The 18,132-nt window shown below is 41.7% G+C and carries 15 protein-coding genes and 1 pseudogene; 8 read left to right on the top strand and 8 right to left on the bottom strand.

Annotated elements, in window-relative coordinates:
* Positions 1-17 precede the first annotated feature (17 nt).
* The gene (locus HUW48_RS01480) at positions 18-473 is read right to left on the bottom strand and encodes a bifunctional polynucleotide phosphatase/kinase family protein (protein WP_182413989.1); all 456 of its coding nucleotides are present in this window, start codon (positions 471-473) and stop codon (positions 18-20) included.
* A gap of 256 nt (positions 474-729) precedes the next feature.
* Between HUW48_RS01480 and polA the strand changes: the two genes are divergently transcribed.
* The gene (gene polA / locus HUW48_RS01475) at positions 730-3,585 is read left to right on the top strand and encodes a DNA polymerase I (protein WP_182413988.1); all 2,856 of its coding nucleotides are present in this window, start codon (positions 730-732) and stop codon (positions 3,583-3,585) included.
* 436 nt (positions 3,586-4,021) lie between these two features.
* Here polA and HUW48_RS01470 read toward each other — a convergent pair whose 3' ends face one another.
* From HUW48_RS01470 to HUW48_RS01460, 3 genes are all read right to left on the bottom strand, one after another.
* A complete protein-coding gene (locus tag HUW48_RS01470; RefSeq protein ID WP_182413987.1) occupies positions 4,022-4,912 on the bottom strand; it encodes a hydroxypyruvate isomerase family protein in 891 nt (296 codons plus the stop codon).
* Between the two features lie 539 nt (positions 4,913-5,451).
* On the bottom strand, positions 5,452-6,615 hold the full coding sequence (locus HUW48_RS01465) for an MFS transporter (protein ID WP_182413986.1): 1,164 nt from the start codon (positions 6,613-6,615) through the stop codon (positions 5,452-5,454).
* A gap of 323 nt (positions 6,616-6,938) precedes the next feature.
* Positions 6,939-7,655, bottom strand: coding sequence for a class I SAM-dependent methyltransferase (locus HUW48_RS01460; protein ID WP_246343643.1), 717 nt, complete (start codon positions 7,653-7,655; stop codon positions 6,939-6,941).
* Between the two features lie 180 nt (positions 7,656-7,835).
* Between HUW48_RS01460 and HUW48_RS27665 the strand changes: the two are divergent.
* From HUW48_RS27665 to floA, 3 genes and pseudogenes are all read left to right on the top strand, one after another.
* Positions 7,836-8,054: pseudogene (locus HUW48_RS27665) on the top strand (hypothetical protein); the annotation flags it as partial.
* Positions 8,055-8,156: 102 nt separating this feature from the next.
* Positions 8,157-8,315: an NfeD family protein gene (locus HUW48_RS27660; protein WP_449500947.1), complete on the top strand. Its 159-nt coding sequence runs from the start codon at positions 8,157-8,159 to the stop codon at positions 8,313-8,315.
* A gap of 197 nt (positions 8,316-8,512) precedes the next feature.
* Positions 8,513-9,517, top strand: a complete 1,005-nt coding sequence (floA, locus tag HUW48_RS01450) for a flotillin-like protein FloA (RefSeq protein ID WP_182413984.1) — start codon at positions 8,513-8,515, stop codon at positions 9,515-9,517.
* 61 nt (positions 9,518-9,578) lie between these two features.
* On the opposite strand, the gene HUW48_RS01445 is transcribed toward floA, so the two are convergent.
* Positions 9,579-10,010, bottom strand: coding sequence for an OsmC family protein (locus HUW48_RS01445; RefSeq protein WP_182413983.1), 432 nt, complete (start codon positions 10,008-10,010; stop codon positions 9,579-9,581).
* Positions 10,011-10,171: 161 nt separating this feature from the next.
* The gene (locus HUW48_RS01440) at positions 10,172-10,690 is read right to left on the bottom strand and encodes a 3-hydroxyanthranilate 3,4-dioxygenase (RefSeq protein WP_394368441.1); all 519 of its coding nucleotides are present in this window, start codon (positions 10,688-10,690) and stop codon (positions 10,172-10,174) included.
* Positions 10,691-10,935: 245 nt separating this feature from the next.
* On the opposite strand from HUW48_RS01440, the gene HUW48_RS01435 reads away from it, so the two are divergent.
* The 3 genes from HUW48_RS01435 to HUW48_RS01425 all read left to right on the top strand — a co-directional run bounded on the left by HUW48_RS01435 (position 10,936) and on the right by HUW48_RS01425 (position 12,454).
* A complete protein-coding gene (locus HUW48_RS01435; protein WP_182413982.1) occupies positions 10,936-11,400 on the top strand; it encodes a GyrI-like domain-containing protein in 465 nt (154 codons plus the stop codon).
* A gap of 35 nt (positions 11,401-11,435) precedes the next feature.
* Complete coding sequence (locus HUW48_RS01430; RefSeq protein ID WP_182413981.1) at positions 11,436-12,224, top strand: SDR family oxidoreductase; 789 nt, start codon at positions 11,436-11,438, stop codon at positions 12,222-12,224.
* A gap of 80 nt (positions 12,225-12,304) precedes the next feature.
* Entirely contained in the window at positions 12,305-12,454 is a 150-nt protein-coding gene (locus HUW48_RS01425; protein WP_182413980.1) for a hypothetical protein, read from the top strand.
* A gap of 224 nt (positions 12,455-12,678) precedes the next feature.
* On the opposite strand, the gene HUW48_RS01420 is transcribed toward HUW48_RS01425, so the two are convergent.
* Both HUW48_RS01420 and HUW48_RS01415 read right to left on the bottom strand, forming a co-directional pair.
* On the bottom strand, positions 12,679-14,154 hold the full coding sequence (locus HUW48_RS01420) for a DUF2079 domain-containing protein (RefSeq protein WP_182413979.1): 1,476 nt from the start codon (positions 14,152-14,154) through the stop codon (positions 12,679-12,681).
* Between the two features lie 596 nt (positions 14,155-14,750).
* Positions 14,751-16,961 (bottom strand): S9 family peptidase, encoded by a 2,211-nt coding sequence (locus tag HUW48_RS01415; protein ID WP_182413978.1) that lies wholly within the window; start codon positions 16,959-16,961, stop codon positions 14,751-14,753.
* Positions 16,962-17,143: 182 nt separating this feature from the next.
* Here HUW48_RS01415 and HUW48_RS01410 point away from each other — a divergent pair, with 182 nt between their 5' ends.
* On the top strand, positions 17,144-18,031 hold the full coding sequence (locus tag HUW48_RS01410; protein ID WP_182413977.1) for a hypothetical protein: 888 nt from the start codon (positions 17,144-17,146) through the stop codon (positions 18,029-18,031).
* Positions 18,032-18,132 lie beyond the last annotated feature (101 nt).

Below are 18,132 nucleotides of genomic sequence, written 5' to 3'. Positions count from 1 at the left end.
ACTTATACAAATCGATTTTAAATAGGCATGATATCTTCCTGCCAGGCTCTCACAACAAATTCCTGTTGCTGCAACTGCACGTAGAAAAGTTCATCAAAACCTTCGGTAAAATTTGGCAACACCAGTTTCTTATAACAGCTTACTACTCCAACGTCTTTAATCCGGTCTTTACCCTTTCGTAGTTTATTTCTCTCTAAAGCTGCACTTAGGGTAGAAGCGAAAAAGTAACCAATTACCCGGTATTTCTTGTCTTTGGCCAGCTTAATGTATTTTGCTCTTTCTTCCTTAGTGGGGTTGGTATTATCTACAACAAACCGGGAGTTGGTATCGAGGCATAATTTTAAAAATTGGTCTTCTCGTTTACGGGTTTTTAATAAATCCATGCTTATGCGCACATGAGAATTAAAAAACTTTTCCTTGTAAAAAAATGATTTACCCGAAGCCGGAATACCCATAAATATGATTGCCTGCAATTTCTATTGTGTTTTTCTTACCAAAGAGTTTTAGTTACTTTTTAATCAGCTAAAACTTAAAATTTTTAAATTTTTACTAATAACCAACTTCTAAAATCTATTCAGCTTTTAACCTTTTTTATTTTTAACCCAACCCTAAATGCTATTCACCGGTTTAGTTTTATAATACAATAAATCAGAAAAATCTTGGTTCTCGTACTACTCCTACCCACGTACGTAATTTGCATACCTAATAGATACACAATACCTTTATAGCATGAGCGAACGAAGCAAAAAATTATTTCTCCTGGATGCCATGGCCCTTATTTTTCGAGCCCATTTCGCGTTTAGTAAAAATCCGCGCATTAATTCGAAAGGCATGAATACCGGGGCTGCCTTGGGTTTCACCAACACCTTATTCGAGGTTCTTTCCAAAGAAAAGCCCACGCATATTGGGGTAGCCATGGACGGACCCGCTAAAACCTTCCGGCACGAAAATTTTGTGGAATACAAGGCTAACCGCCAGGCTATGCCCGAAGATATTGGCATTGCTATTCCGTACGTAAAAAAAATAATTGAAGCTTTTAATATTCCGCTGTTAATGATGCCCGGCTTCGAAGCCGACGACCTTATTGGTACGCTTTCATGCAAAGCCGAAAAAGCCGATTTCGACGTGTACATGATGAGCCCGGATAAAGATTTTTGCCAGTTGGTAACCGATCACGTGTACTTATACAAACCGGCTTTTCTGGGCAACGGCGTAGATATTCTGGATGTAAAAAAAGTGTGTGAGCGTTGGGAAATCAGCAACGTAAAGCAAGTAATTGATATATTGGGTTTGCAAGGCGATGCCGTAGATAACATTCCGGGCATTCCGGGAATTGGCGAAAAAACGGCCAAAACGCTTATTCAAAAATACGGTTCCGTCGAAAACCTGATTGCCCACGCCGACGAGTTAAAAGGCAAACAACGCGAAAACATTATTCAGTACGCCGAACAAGGCCTGCTTTCAAAAGAGCTGGCCACTATTCACTTAGATGTTCCCATTGAGTTTGATGAAGCAGCCCTGGAATATACCGGTCCGGACGTAGAAAAACTACGGGCTTTGTTCGATGAATTAGAATTCCGGCAGTTAGCGGCACGTATTTTAGGAACGCCCGCCGCCGCAACTACGACCAAAGCGCCCACTGCTAAAGCAACTTTGGTAAAAGGTAAAAAGTCCGACCAGCAATCTTCGCTTTTTGAAGAAATGGACGAATTATTTACCGAAAACGGCGCAGGTACAACTGAGGAAGCTACAACGCCAGCCGTCCGGAAAACGATTGCTACGACTGTACACGATTACCGCTTAATAAACACGCCGGAATTACGGGCCAGCTTAGTTTCGTACTTAGAAAAACAAAAAGAATTTTCGTTCGATACCGAAACCAACAGCATTGATGCCATCACGGCCAAGCTAATTGGCATGTCGTTTTGCTACATTCCCGGCGAAGCCTATTACGTGCCGGTGCCGCTGGATAACGATTCCGAAAAGAAAGCTATTCTGGACCAATTCCGGGGATTGTTGGAAAACGAAAAAATTAAAAAAATCGGGCAGAACATTAAGTACGACATCCTGGTCATGAAAAGCCACGGCGTAGCCGTAAAAGGACATTTATTCGACACCATGATTGCGCATTATTTGCTGGAGCCGGATATGCGCCACAACATGGATTTACTCGCCGAAACATACTTGCACTACACGCCCATTTCTATAACCGAGCTGATTGGAAAACGAGGCAAAAAGCAGTTGAACATGAGCGACTTGAGCCCGGAAGAAATTTACGAATATGCCTGCGAAGACGCCGATGTGACTTTACAGTTAAAAAATTACTTTGAGCCGTTGCTCGAAAAGAATAAGGTTAATGAGCTATTCGAGGAAGTTGAAAACCCACTTATCCCGGTTTTAGCTACCGTGGAGTACGAAGGCATTTCCATTGACGGCAATGCCATGGCAGAATCGTCGAAAGAACTAGCGGGTTACATTTCGGACCTCGAAAAACAAATTTACCAGATTGCCGGCACTACTTTTAACATTGGCTCGCCCAAGCAGCTCGGCGAAATACTGTTCGAAAAACTAAATTTAACTGGCGACAAAACAAAAAAAACCAAAACCGGCCAGCACGCTACCGGCGAAGAAGTACTCTCTAAATTAGCCGGAGAGCACGAAATTGCCCAATTAATTCTGGACCACCGGCAGCTTACCAAGTTAAAATCCACGTACATCGATGCCTTGCCGCAATTAATTTGCGACCGCGATGGTCGGGTGCATACGTCGTTTAACCAGGCGGTAGCGGCCACCGGGCGTTTAAGCTCTACCAACCCGAATCTGCAAAATATTCCCATCCGCACGGAAAAAGGCCGCGAAATCAGGAAAGCCTTTGTGCCCCGCGACAGCAGCCACGTACTAATATCCGCAGATTATTCACAAATTGAGCTGCGCATTATGGCCGATTTTAGCGGCGATGCTACCATGAAAGAAGCTTTCCAGAAAGGCTTAGATATTCATGCTTCTACAGCCGCCAAGGTGTATCATGTAGGGTTAGACGAAGTGGATGCAGATATGCGCCGCAAGGCTAAAACTATAAATTTTGGGATTATTTACGGCATTTCGGCCTTTGGTTTAGCTGAGCGTTTGCGTATTCCGCGCCGCGAAGCCGTAGAAATTATCGATGCGTACTGGCAAGAATTTCCGGCGGTAAAACAATACATGGACAGCGCCATTAACAGCGCCCGCGAAAAAGAATACGCCGAAACCAAGCTAGGTCGTCGTCGGTACTTACGCGATATTAATTCCCGTAACGCCAACATTCGCGGTTACGCCGAACGCAACGCCATTAACGCTCCTATCCAGGGTACCGCTGCCGATATTATTAAAATTGCTATGATCAACATTCATAACTGGATTGAAGCCGAGAAACTACAAACCCGCATGGTGTTACAAGTGCACGACGAATTGGTGTTTGATGCTCCCAAAGAAGAACTAAAAATTATACAGCCGAAAATAGAAGAATTAATGAAAAATGCCTTACCGCTCAGCGTACCCATGGAAGTAGGCATGGGCATAGGCCATAATTGGCTGGAGGCACATTAAAAAACAGGAGCTCAAAATCTAGTTAAAGCATTGATTTTGAGCCCCTGTTTTTTAGGTTGTAAAGCTTTTTTATTCTCGACTTGTCTTTAAACATTCTCTAGCGCCAGTGTTCAGAGCAGCGCCACTGGTGCTTAAAAAACAAGAGGAAGTCTTCTGACTTTTGGCTACCAGCAAGCTAATACTTCTTACGTTATGAATAGAGTTCGCGTTAGCGGTCTCTACTCATTATCGGACAGTCAATCTTCAGATTGGCGTATTTAATAAATTTCTACTCTAAACCTGGTTAACGCCAATCAGAGATTGGCTCATCCGGAAAAGCTTAGAGCGCTATGCTAACTCTACGCTTAACGAAAAGTAACGAAAAACAACTTAGCTTAAACTATAAAAGCAGACCTTTCAGTCTGCTTTTATAAAATTTTAAATTTTCTACTACTGCTTAAGCTACATCACATATTCTAACACCTTGGTTCAGGGACGCCAATTTATCTTCCCGTTTCGGAATAAATTCTTGCGCTACAAAACCGGTAAAGCCGGTATCCACAATGGCTTTCATGATTGCCGGGTAATATAGTTCCTGGGTTTCATCAATTTCGTTGCGGCCAGGCACGCCCCCAGTGTGATAATGCGAAATATACGGATGATGCTTTTTAATGGTAGCAATTACGTCGCCTTCCATAATTTGCATGTGATAAATATCATATAATAACTTAAACCGTTCCGAACCCACCAGTTTACATAAACCTACTCCCCACTCGGTATGGTCGCACATGTAATCTTTGTGATTTACTTTGCTGTTGAGCAACTCCATTACTAAAGTTACTTTGTATTTTTCGGCGGTAGGCATTAAGCGTTTTAAACCTACGGCACAATTTTTCATACCCTCTTCATCCGACATACCCCGGCGATTGCCCGAGAAACAGATAATTTGATTATAACCAGCAGCAGCTACTTTCGGAATAACTTCTTCGTAGCTTTTTACTAGTTCGTCGTGTAGTTTGAGGTCGTTAAAGCCTTGCTCAATGCCTTTGCCGGCGCCGTTGGGTAAAGCGCAGGTTAAACCGTATTTCTTAAGAGTTGGCCAGTCTTCGGGGCCTAGTAGCTCAATGGATTTAATGCCCATTTTTTTCGCTTCTTGGCAGAATTGATCGAGGGGCACTTTGTCGTAGCACCACTTACATACCGAGTGGTTGATTTTTCCTTTTAATTCAGTTCCCATAGCTTGTTCGGCCGCAGCTACCCGGGCCGACAGCGAAGAGCCAACTGTTACGATAGCGGCACTACCGGCAATTTTTTTTAACGCCGCACGCCGAGAAGATGCATTTTTCATAATAATACGATATAAATGTAGGAGTGAAATTCGTTAACGGCCCGTACGCTAAAGGTATTTGCCAGTATGCAATGTAGGAAATACTTTGCTTAAAACTTCTAAACTTAGTAAGATATTTATGGATGGTTTAACCTACAGTAAAGTGGAAAGTATTCTATTTGCTTCAAAAAACAATGCTTTCCAGCTTTTAGCTCTAATTCAATGATTAGATTGTGTTAGAATGTAGTTGGGATATAGCTTTTCTTTGGACCTCTTCAAGACTACGGGCTCGGGTGCTAACTTATTTGATATTCCAAGTTTTGCCTCGTGGCCGGCGGGCCTCGTTTGGCCATGAGGCAAACTTAGCTCGTTCGAGTTAGATAGCACCACTACATGGAGACTTGTAAAGGCTCCAAAGAAAACATCACTTATGTACTAATCTCTACCTAGCAGAACATCAGGAAAATGCCATTAAAGATTAATCATTAATAAATAAAAAATCCAGACAGTACGCGTACTATCTGGATTTACAGGTATTGAAAAAATTTGAATCTTTGCGCTTAGGCTAATTTAGCCCGGGTTGCGAAAAAGGATACGCATAATCCCATAATGGCAATAATAAAGAAAGATACGCGTAAACTGGTGGCGCCAGCTACTAAACCAATGATAGGAGGCCCCATTAAAAAACCTAAAAAGCCAATGGTAGAAACTGCTGCTAAAGCAACACCAGGCGATAATACTTGTGATTTACCAGCCGCGCTGTACACCAAAGGTATGATCGACGATACTCCAGCGCCTACCAGTAAAAAGCCAGCCATAGCGGTAATTAAATTAGGTAAAAGCACAGCCAATAATAAACCAGTAGCAATTAGTACCCCGCTCAGTTGCAAAGTACGTTTCAATCCGAATTTACTGGTGAACCAATCGGCTACAAACCGGCCGGAAGCCATGGTTGCCATAAAAGCGGTATAACCGGCCCCTACCCAGGCTTTGTCGGCCTGCACTACTTTCTGAAAATAAACGCCGCTCCAGTCGAACATGGCTCCTTCGCAAATCATAGAACAAAAAGCAATAACGCCCAGCATCAGCAAAGATTTATCGGGTTTAGCAAAAATCGGCTGGTCGGCCTGGCGGTTCGGATCTTCGGCAATGGTAAACCGGGTACTTACTAAAGCTGCTAATACTACAAAAATAGTAACTGCCATAAAGTGTTGTACTGGTAAAATCCCTTCCCCAATCATCAGGGTACCCAGAGCTGCTCCGGAAAAACCGGCTAAACTCCACATCCCATGAAACATACCCATAATCGGCTTTTTGTACATCGATTCTACCCCAACAGCTTGGGTATTTACCCCAATATTTAAAAAATTACCGCCAAAGCCGAACAACAACAAATAGCTGATTAACTGAAAAGTATTTTGGGCCATGCCCAATGTAATTAAGGTTAAACTGTATAAAAATACACCCAGAGTAACTACTTTTTTACTGCCAAATTTAGCCACTAGCCAGCCCGTTATGGGCAACGAAATCATGGAACCAATGGGAATAGCTAATAAAACAGCGCCTAATTGGCTTTCGGTTAAACCAAGTTTTTCTTGAATAGTCGGAATCCGGGAAGCCCAGCTGGCAAAGCACAAGCCTTGCAGAAAAAATAAAGTACTTACCGCCCATCGGTGTACTTTCTTCGAAACCGGAAAGCTGGAGGGTAAACTAAGAGAAATCATACTAAAAAAATTAAATTAAAATGGTATTCGTGTTTGTTACTAGCTTTTGGTTAACAATTTTCATTCCAAAAACAAATGTTTATTGTAAAATATTTTACTAAATAGTATTTATAATAAATAATTTATAATACAAAAGCTATTACGTTGTAATTAATACAAAGTTAACGCTTATTTATTAATAAATCATTAATAAACGTATTATTACCTATTATTTCGGGTAGTTTAACCTGTTGTAAGAAGAGAAATAATGACCAGAAGACTATTTAAGGGGAATTTTATCGAAGGTGTTAACTTTAAATAAAAAAAATGGCAGCTAGCTTTATTTAAGCTAAAATCAAACGGGCTAAGTACTGGTCCTGTTCGTCTTCGTACTGAATAATAGTAAGCCAGCCTTCTTCACCGGCTATTTCGGCTAAGGTATCCTGATCGATGTATAACCACTTAAACCATTCGCCTTTTACCTGGCGGTATTCGTATTGGTACGCAATTTCGCCGTAGTACTTTTCTCCATCGGGTAAATTCCCTTCGTACAAATAAGTAATATCCGAAGAATCAAAAACCAGTTGGCCATTGGGGTTAATTAACTTTTTGGCGTGTTGCAGAAATTGGCGCAGTCCGGCAATATCACCTACTAAACCAATGCCGTTCATGAGCAAAAGCAATGTATCGTAGGTATCACCGGAATAAGTAAAAATATCCTGGTTGATAATTTTTGCTACGCCCCGTTGCTGCATGATTTCGGCGGCTAAGGGCGATATTTCCAAAGCTGTTACATCTAATTCTAACTCCTGTAATGCCAGTGCGTGGCTGCCCACGCCGGCTCCAATATCCAGCACATTGCCGTAGCAGCAGCTTAACGCTTCGAGCTCTACTTCCGACATTTCTTCTTCATCCCGAAAAAAAATATCCAGCGGCATGTCTTCCGGCTCGCCGTAGCTGGTGTGAAGTATTAACTTTTGGGTAAAATTGTCGGTGTAAAAATCGCGCAGCGCTTCGCCAAATACATCCATGATACCAGGATTAAAAATTTCGAGCGGCAAAAGTAACCTTTCTACCGTAAGCCACCAAGCTTAATCCTAAATCAACTGTTTTTGCTGGGAATCAGAACGGCGTCATAACCAGATTTAGATAAAAGTTTTCAAAAAATAACCAGCTAAAAGGTGTATCTTTAAGCAGTAGCCTTTAATAATTTTAAAGAAAGCTATTTATTCTTTGCACTAAAATTTAAAAATATGGACTTAATTACGGTATTAATTCTGGTCTTTATTGGCTTGGTGCTTTTGCTGGTAGAGTTAATTTTTTTACCGGGCACCACGCTGATCGGGATTCTGGGTTTTCTGGTGTTAGCGGTCGGGGTTTGGCTGGGTTACGATAAAATGGGAATGGCTAATGGCCATATTATTTTGAGCATTGCCCTGGTATTAAGCATTGCTATTGTAGTTTTTAGTTTTAAAGCTGATGTCTGGTCGAAGTTTGCTTTGAAAGATGTAAACCACAGCCGGGTAAACGACAATGTAAAGCCGCAACTACAGGAAGGCGATATGGGTCGGGCGTTATCGGCGCTCCGGCCATCGGGTACCGCTATGTTCCACGATCAACCCTACGAAGTACACACAAATGGCGAGTTTCTGGATCCGGATACAACCATTATTATCACCCGCATCAATCATCATAAAGTAATTGTAAAGCCGGTAAGCTAAGTGTTAGACACTAGTATCTAGACGCTAAACACAACACTTTTTAAATTTTTAACTTATAAGAATTCAATTAATTAACTAGAAATTCATCGCCTTTATTCAATCAGATTTTACTTTTTTTAAACTTTATAAGATGAAGCCAAAACAACTTTCTTTCGATTTTAAAAATCGGGCTTCATCAAACAACTAAACCTCAACTCATGGAATTATCGCCTTTACTTCTTCTTGCTGGTGGCTTTATCTTACTATTGGTTTTCTTATATTTCGTACCCATTAACCTCTGGATTACAGCGTTATTTTCGGGCGTAAAGGTTAATTTATTTGAATTGGTTTTTATGCGCATCCGGAAAGTATCTCCCAGCCTGATTGTAAACTCCCTGATTACTGCTACCAAGGCCGGTTTACAAATTACTGCCAGCGAACTGGAAACGCACTACCTGGCGGGTGGCAACGTGCCTACCGTTATCAAAGCATTAATATCTGCAGATAAAGCCAACATACCGCTTACTTTTAAACAAGCTACTGCTATTGATTTAGCTGGTCGGGATGTATTTGAAGCCGTAACCACTTCGGTAAACCCCAAAGTGATTAATACGCCTAACGTAGCCGCCGTAGCCCAGGACGGCATTCAGTTAATTGCCAAAGCGCGCGTTACCGTACGGGCCAATATTGCGCAGTTAGTAGGTGGTGCCGGCGAAGAAACCATTCTGGCCCGGGTAGGCGAAGGTATTGTAACTTCCATTGGTTCGTCTTTATCGCACAAAGAAGTACTCGAAAACCCCGATAAAATCTCCAAATTAGTTTTACAAAAAGGCCTGGATGCTGGTACGGCTTACGAAATTCTATCGATTGATATTGCCGACGTAGACATTGGGGAAAACATTGGCGCCAAATTACAAATTGACCAGGCTAACGCTGATTTAAAAGTAGCCGAGGCCCGCGCTGAGGAACGCCGCGCCATGGCCGTAGCGGTAGAACAGGAAATGCGCGCCCGTACCCAGGAGGCCAAAGCCTTGGTAGTGCAGGCCGAAGCCGAAATTCCAAAAGCTATGGCCGAAGCTTTCCGGTCAGGCAATTTAGGCATTATGGATTACTACAAAATGCGCAACATCCAAGCCGATACCGATATGCGCGACTCTATTGCTAACCCAAATACTGGTAATACCAGCAACCGGGCTGGCCGCGACGAAACGAAATTATCTTAAGAAATTTACCATCTTACGTAGGAACACGCCGCTGCGCGTTCCTACGATAAATTTATATTTACTAAACTTCTACCGAAACCGCGTTAATCGAGAAGGTATACGAAATCTGAGCCGTTTTATTTAAAATAGCTGTAACGGAGCAGTATTTATCCATCGATAAATCAATGGCGCGTTTTACTTTTTGCTCATCCAGGTTCCCCGACAAAGCATAATGAATGCGGATGTTGGTGAAAACCGCAGGCGTGGCGTTGGGTTCCCGGTCGCCGTCAATGTGAATGCGAAAATCCGTAATTTCCTGCTTTTGTTTTTTTAAAATCAGGGTAATATCAATGGCGCTACAACCACCTAAACCCATCAGAATCATTTCCATAGGGCGGGCACCGGCATTGTTTCCCCCAACTTCGGGGTTAGCATCTATATTTACGGGTACGCCCGCTGCTCCTACTGCCTCAAAATGGAAGGCATTATCTACGCGCTTTAATTCAACTTTCATTTTATTTAGATATAAGTATCAGGACAAAGGTATCTGGATAGAAATACCCGGACAATAACCATTGTACCTGCTTTTCATAACAATAATTACACCTGATGGTTTTTGGCATAAAAGCCCTGACACTTTTGTCCTGCTACAAGCTACTTACTACCTGAAACCTGCTACTTTTTAACCGGCGGTTCCATAACAGTGCCGCAGTTTTTACAGGTCCGGTGCTCTTCATTAGCAAAGAAATTATTCATTACTACCGGTAACTGCTGCACAATATCCGTAACTACTAAATACTCTTCGTAGAGCTTGTTACCGCAATTTTCGCAGAACCACAAGAAACCATCCTGTTCGCCTTCGCGACGATATCGTTCCATTACTAAACCAACTGTATTGGCCGGCCTACGCGGTGAGTGCGGTGTACCGCCCGGCAATAAAAATATTTCGCCTTCCCGAATAGGAATATCTACGGGTTTGCCGTCTTCAATTACTTTTAATACAATATCGCCTTCGAGTTGGTAAAAAAACTCTTCGCCTTCGTTGTAGTGGTAATCTTTACGGGCATTGGGACCACCCACTACCATTACAATAAAATCTTTATTATCCCGGAAAACCTGGGCATTGCCTACCGGTGGTTTTAATAAATGGCGGTGCTCATCAATCCAGGTACGAAAATTCAACGGTCTGATCATAAGTATTAATCGTTATTATGTATTCGCTGCGGGTAATCTACGAAAAAATCAGCTTTAAGTAATTTACAACTAAGATAAGAGTCGCTTTTAAACTATACAATTTACATATTAGCAACCCACTTACATAACTAGTGCAGTTAAATCTATACTAAATGAGAACTACTGTAGGAGGATATCCAAAAAATAAAGAGCTTTGAACCAGTTTGATGCTTCTATAAAAATCAAAAAATTAAAAAAACGGGTACATGCAATTTGAAACTTCGGCTCAAGATGAATTTTATATAGTGGGTATTTCGGTTAGAACAACTAACGCAAACGGTCAGGCCCAGGTAGATATTGGTGCGCTCTGGAGCCGTTTTTTCAGCCAAAACGTAATAAGCCAAATCCCAGATAAAGTAAATAATGATCTTTATTGCGTCTACACCGAATACGAGAGTGACTATACAGGTCCTTACACTACGGTTTTAGGCTGTAAAGTGCCTTCACTTACTAATATTCCGGACGGGTTGACCGGTATAACTATTCCGGCGGCTAATTACCAGATATATACCTCGCAAGGGAAATTACCTGATTGTGTGGGGCAAACCTGGCATTATATCTGGCAAAACGCCCAAACCCGAAAATACACCGCTGATTTTGATGTGTACGGCCCGGACGCGCAAAACCCAGAAGCAGCTACCGTAAAAACCTACCTTTCCGTTACGGCATAACTATCAAATTTTAAAAATTTACCGTATAACCGGCCATGGATTTAAACTTAAGTCAAAAACAAGCGATTGTGTGCGGCAGCACGCAAGGCATTGGCAAAGCCATTGCGGTAGAACTGGCCCAAATGGGCGCTTCGGTAACTCTGATAGCCCGCAATGAAGAAAAATTACAAGAAACTTTGCAGGAACTAGACCAAACTGCTGGTCAGCAACACTATTATATTTGCGCTGATTTTTCGAATCCGGATGATTTGACTACCAAAATTAAAGCCTATGTGGTCACCAAACTGGCGGTGCATATTTTAGTAAATAATACCGGTGGCCCTAGTGGTGGACCGATTATAGATGCCGGTCTAGAGGAGTTTAAAAAAGCATTTAGCAATCATTTAATCTGCAACCATATTCTGGTGCAAGCCGTGGTACCGCTCATGAAACAAGCCCAGTATGGCCGCATTATCAATATTATTTCTACCTCGGTAAAACAGCCCTTACCAGGCTTAGGAGTTTCTAATACCATTCGGGGTGCCGTGGCTAACTGGGCAAAAACCCTTTCGTTGGAGTTAGCCCAATTTGGGATTACCGTAAATAATGTGTTACCTGGTGCTACCGTTACGGGCCGGCACACGTCGCTTATCCAAGCCAAAGCGGCGAAAACTGGACAAACCATCGAGCAAATAGAAAATGAAATGCTGGCTAGTATTCCGGCCAAACGTTTCGGCAGTTCCGCAGAAGTGGCGGCGGCAGCGGCTTTTTTGGCTAGTCCGGCAGCGGGTTATATTAACGGCATTAATATTCCGGTTGATGGGGGTAGAACGGGGAATTTGTAGCTCCAGATATTTTAAAAATTACTTCTCTACTGGTATTACTTAGAATCTGTTCCAGGCTCCAGGATTTGGTGCTATCGTGTTTGACAGGGCTGCGTTTGCCTCATGGCCGGCGGGCCTCGTTTGGCTCTTTCGGGCGGTCTAAGCTTCCTTTCCTCGACTCCGTCTGCGGAATTCTGCTGCGCAAAACCGGAACCTTAGAAGGCCCTCCACAGCCAAACTGGTATCAGTAACGCTTCGCTACGGTTGATGTTTGTCATTCTAACTTTTGGAAATTTTCAAATTTGTTAATTGATGAATTAGTAACATGAACCTTTAGATTTCATCAGCAGAAGAAAAGTCCCCCTTTGGAGGGGATATGGGGAGGATAAATGCTATATATATTGAAGCAGAAGAAAACTAAATTTCTAAATCCATAAGGCTTGAGTCAGCTCCTCTGATTTAATTAGAAACTGCGCTACATCTTTCTTTTCTGAAACAAAATTGCTTGCTCGTCTTCGTAGATTATTTTAAAATTTAAGTTTTGCCGGAGTTGGATTATCTTCTGGTTGTAAGCTACGGGAGAAAGCGGGTAGGTTCCTTCTTCGGTTGTTTTAACCAGGGCAATATACGCGGCATCGCGGATTACCGGGAAATGATACAATTTTTCTCGTTCTACTAAGCGGGGAGTTAAACAAGAGGAAGCACTTACGGGAACCTGACCGGGAATTAGTTGCAACATCGCATGGAGTTTCTCCCGGTCGAAAAGTGAACGGTAATGCATGCGCCGCTGGAATTGCACCATCGGTTTTATAAACCATTTCGATTTTCGTTTTACTAAAGTAACGCTAGTAGCTGCTAACGTAAGTACTAGAAAGGCAACTAAGTATCTCTTTTGAAAAACTGACGTAAACTTAGTAGAAGCTTCGAAAGTAGCCAAGGCCAATACCGGGGCAAACTCAATCGAATACTGGTAGTTAATGCCCCACAAAGTAAAATCGTGGGTTAACAGTTTCTGGGCGAAAATCGGCAGTAATAAAAACAAATACCAGGGCCGAAAAAAGAAAGAGATGCCACCGGAAAGTAAAATCATGCCATATAACTCGGCTTTAATATAATTGAACTTAGGATTACCGGTAGTATTTAAAAATAAGTGCGAAAATATGACTCCCGGGTGCTCCCATAAATACTGGATAATAGAGCCAAACGAATTCCCTAAATGCTGGTACCGGATTAACTGCGCAAACTGGTGGTGGGTAGTGTTTAACTGCGGCATAATTACCGAAGTGACCATCATAAAATAAAAGAGAGTAAAAATGGCTAAACTTAACGCCACCTTTCGGGCAGATTTATCAGAGAAATATTTACCCAGGCAAGCCACCGCAATAAAAACACCCCACAAAGCCATGTTTTCTTTACTGATAACCAGTAATCCGAAAAACACTGTCGCCAACCAATACTTTTTCTGATCAAAGTAATGGAAGAACCAGGGCAGAAACATGGCGCCTACCATATTATCGTGATAATCAAAAGCTAGCGCCGAGTAAATTCCCCACATGAAAAAAAACTGAGCCGTAATTAACAACGGAATAGTCAGGCCTGTAGAACGATGCCGGCAATAAGCGTAAATACCCACTCCCCCAAACAAAACGGCCGCAATTTGCACGACTAATAAAGTGTAGGAACCCAGCAGCCAGTACAAAGGCGAAAACAGCACGGGTAATAAGGTAAAATGCGATCCCAGAAAATTCATAGGAGCGGCATCCACTAACAATGTGGAGTAATTTACCCGGAAGTGCGCGTAATCGTAAATCGCATGGTTTACTAAACCCAAATCTAACGCATATGTGCGGAAGTTATAATGATTTACCAGCGAAATAAGCCCGTAAATAATCCCGAATACTATCAGGAGAATTACTAAATTTTTGTAGCTTTTCAATGCCGGAGCAATCATTATATTTTAAAAAATAATCTGGGGTAGTTGGTTATAAAATGCCGTAAAGATAAGATCCGAATTTGGAGTTATATTTTTTTAAATTTTCATCTTATTTGTACTTACTTGTAGCCGATTTCCGTCTCCAGGTTTAGATTTCATCTTATTTAATACGGCTGAGTTTACCTCATAGTCGGCGGGGCTGGTTTGATTTTTCGGGCGGTTTAGCAAATCTTTCCTCAATCCGTTGCGGAATGTGGCTGCGCCACTCCGAATTGCTAAACGTCCTGCATATATGGCGCGGAAGTTACTTCCGTGCCTTGCCTCACGACTAACCGTAATGCATTAGCAAACGCCATTATGAACCTACTACATTGCCGGAATTAAGCGGAAAGACACGGAAGTAACTTCCGTGCCATAGTAAAAATCATTCTTTTAGAAAAAAGAACTGAGTCAATAACAGTAATACTCTAAAAAGATAATGTTTAAATCCGGAGTACTCCGTTGTATTTTTCTTACAAAATAGAAAAGCCATTCCGGAAACAAACTTGTAATTGTTTCCGGAATGGCTTTCAGTTTACTAAATGGACTTAAAATTTAAAATCTACCGGTTTCTCTTACAAGTACTTCAGCAAAAAATCGGTCATCATGGTATATAAATGCAGGCGGGTATTGCCGCCAGAAATGCCATGGTTGCGGTTAGGGTAATAGAACGAATCGAACTGCTTGTTGGCTTTAATTAAAGCATCCTCCATGGCAATAGCATTTTGAAAGTGCACGTTATCGTCGCCGGTACCGTGAACAAGTAAGTACTTGCCTTTTAACTTATCTGCGTACGTAACCGGTGAATTTTCGTCGTAACCAGCGGCATTTTCCTGTGGCCGTTTTAAATAACGCTCGGTGTAAATATTATCGTAGTAACGCCAGTTAGTAACGGGAGCTACGGCAATAGCGGTTTTAAAGTAATCGGCTCCTTTGGTTAAGGCCAGCGACGACATGTAACCCCCGAAGCTCCAGCCCCAGATGCCAATCCGGCTTTTATCTACGTAAGGCAGACTCCCAAAATATTTGGCGCCTTCTATCTGGTCAATGGTTTCGTAGTGGCCTAGGTTGGCATAAGTAATTTTCCGGAAAGCCGCTCCACGTCCGCCGGTTCCCCGGTTATCTACACAGGCCACAATGTAGCCTTGCTGCGCCAGCATCTGAAACCAGAAATAATTGCCGCTGTTCCACGCATCGAGCACCTGCTGACTACCCGGACCACCGTACACAAACATCAATACCGGATATTTTTTAGATTGATCAAAATTGCTGGGCTTAATTACATACGCATTCAGTTTCACGTTTTCGCTGGTGTTAAACGAGATAAATTGCAACGGCGACAGATCAAACTGTTTTAAAGTGGCATTCAGTTGGGTATTTTCTTCCAGGTTTTTCACCAGTTTCCCGCTCGGAGCAGCGTGCAAACTTACTAATGGTGGCGTATTGGCAGTGCTTTGATAATCGAGGTAATACGTAAAATCCGGACTCATGCTGATCCGGTGCGTGCCTTTGGCTTCAGTTAAGCGTTTTTTGTTGCCGCCCTTCAGGTTTACGCTGTACAGTTGCTTTTCCATCGGCGATACTTCGGCAGCTATATAATACACCAAACCTTGTTTTTCGTCGATACCTACTACATCGGTTATATCCCAGTTTCCTTTGGTAAGTTGCTGCTGTTGTTTGCCTTGCATATCATACAAATACAAATGATTGTAGCCATCTTTGTCACTGGAAATAATAAACTGCTTCCCGTTTTTTAAATATTTTAAATCGTCGGTAATTTCGATGTAGGCTTTGTCGGTGAGGCGTAATGCTACGGTAGTTATACCGGTATTTACGTTGGAATGCAGTATTTCCAAAGTGTTTTGCAGGCGGTTCATGCGCTGAATCCAAAGCAAATCTTTGGTTTCGGTCCAGCCGATACGCGGAATGTAAATATCGGTTTCGGTACCAATATCCTGGCGGGTGGTTTTATTTGTACTTAAATCCACTACCGAGATAGTTACTATTGAATTAGCTTCGCCGGCTTTCGGGTATTTAAAAGTATAATCCTGCGGGTACAAAGGTCCCCACATCTGCAAAGTATATTGTTTTACCTGGCTTTCGTCGAAGGTGTAAAAAGCAATTTTAGCCCCATCTGGCGACCAGAAAAAGGCTTTGGCAAAACTAAATTCTTCTTCGTATACCCAATCGGTGCCGCCGTTTATAATTTTATTGCGCTCGCCGTCAGTAGTAATTTGCTTTTCCTGATTGCTGGCTAAATCCACATAAAACAAGTTATTATCGCGCACAAACGCTACACGGCTACCATCCGGCGAAAAGGTAGCGAACATTTGTTTTCCTTTAGTGCTTAAAGGCCGGAGGGTTTTGGTTTTTACGTCGTACACATAATACTCGGAGCGCGAAGAATGCCGGTAGATAGGTTCGGTTTCGGTGGCGAAAAGTATCTTCTGCTCGTCGGCGCTAAAAGTATATTCTTCAAAGTCGATGGGTTTTGCGCTATTTGCCACTTTTAAATCCTTCCCAGCTACTACCGTAGCTACCGGTTGGCCCGTAGTAACATTATAACGAATAAGATCGGTAGCATTGCTTTGATTGTTAGCCCCCATAGAGGTATAGTAACGCCCATCTTTCGCCCAATCTACGCCACTCACCGTATTAGCCGCAAACGTATTTTTTTGCCAGATATCTTCTAAAGTAATTTTTTGTCTTTGCTGAGCATGAACAGCCCCCGAGAATAGACAAATAAGAAGTAAAAAGAGAGATTTTTTAAAAAAAAGTATACGCATAAGATAGTAAAGAATTGCAAAAGTAAAGGTACCTATTTTGGCGGAAATTACCCGAACCTACGGGATAGCTATAACAAAACGCTGCACCAAATTTTAAATTATAATAAAGGTTAGTATCAAATCATATACAGAATGAGTAATTTTGATTCGTTCTAAGAACATATATTTTGCCTGGAACTTACATGATAAAAAAAATTAATTCTGCGTTTGCCCCAATTTTTCTATTACTCTTTATTGTTTTAGTTACTGCCTGTAATAACGAGCCGGAAACTCCTTCTGTTTTACAATTAGTATCTAGTACCGGACAGAATTATGTATCAGAGAATCGTAACGTATCGGGTGGTACGCCAGTAATTACGGGCGTATTTGCCCAATCCCCTACTAGTAATGTAAGCTTAACTAAATTTCTGGTAACTTTTAACCATGATAGTTTAGATAAACAACCTCCAGTAATTTATCTTGATTCTACTTTAGCTCCAGATACTAAAAATTTTGCGATGCAAGTAGCTTACACCCCACGCAATTTGGCTAATAAAGAAATCTGGAAATTTATTATAACAGATAGTAATAACAATACTTATCAACGAGTAATAAGCATAAAAACTACTACTACCGTAAACAAAGCTGATTCCAGATATTACACTTACAAGGATGTACTATTAAGTCGTGTTAAGAATCCGAGAACTTTTTTAGACTCGTTGGGTTGTATTGGTTTTTCTTCTGCAACCGGCACCTCTTTTCCGGCTTATGCGGCAAAACAGCCCGAGGTTAACAAGCAAATTGATTTATTATTTAATAATACAGGGACACAAAAACCAAGTTTAAGTTTAATGGGCAGCGATTCTTTGGCATTAACTGCATTAACACCCAATGATTTTGATGCAATTGATAATGCCGGGGAAATAAGAAATAGCTACCCGGCTACGCTTGGCGCCAACAAATTTGAAAATTTAAAAGATGGACAGGTTCTAGCTTACAAAACCACATTAAACAAGATAGGTTTACTGCGAATAAATAAAGTTTATAGAACGCTTGATTCTCTAGCAATTGATGTAAAAGTGGAAAAGTAAATTTTACTAATTTGCTTTCATCAAGTTGATTCTGAGTGTTGCTCTTAGTAAGATGCTTTAAACCTAAATAGTTAATTTAATTGAGCGTATTATTCAATAAA

This window comes from Adhaeribacter radiodurans (genome assembly GCF_014075995.1).
Lineage (GTDB): Bacteria > Bacteroidota > Bacteroidia > Cytophagales > Hymenobacteraceae > Adhaeribacter > Adhaeribacter radiodurans.
Note: the sequence above shows the minus strand (reverse complement) of the source record. Positions and strands in the feature narration are given on the sequence as shown.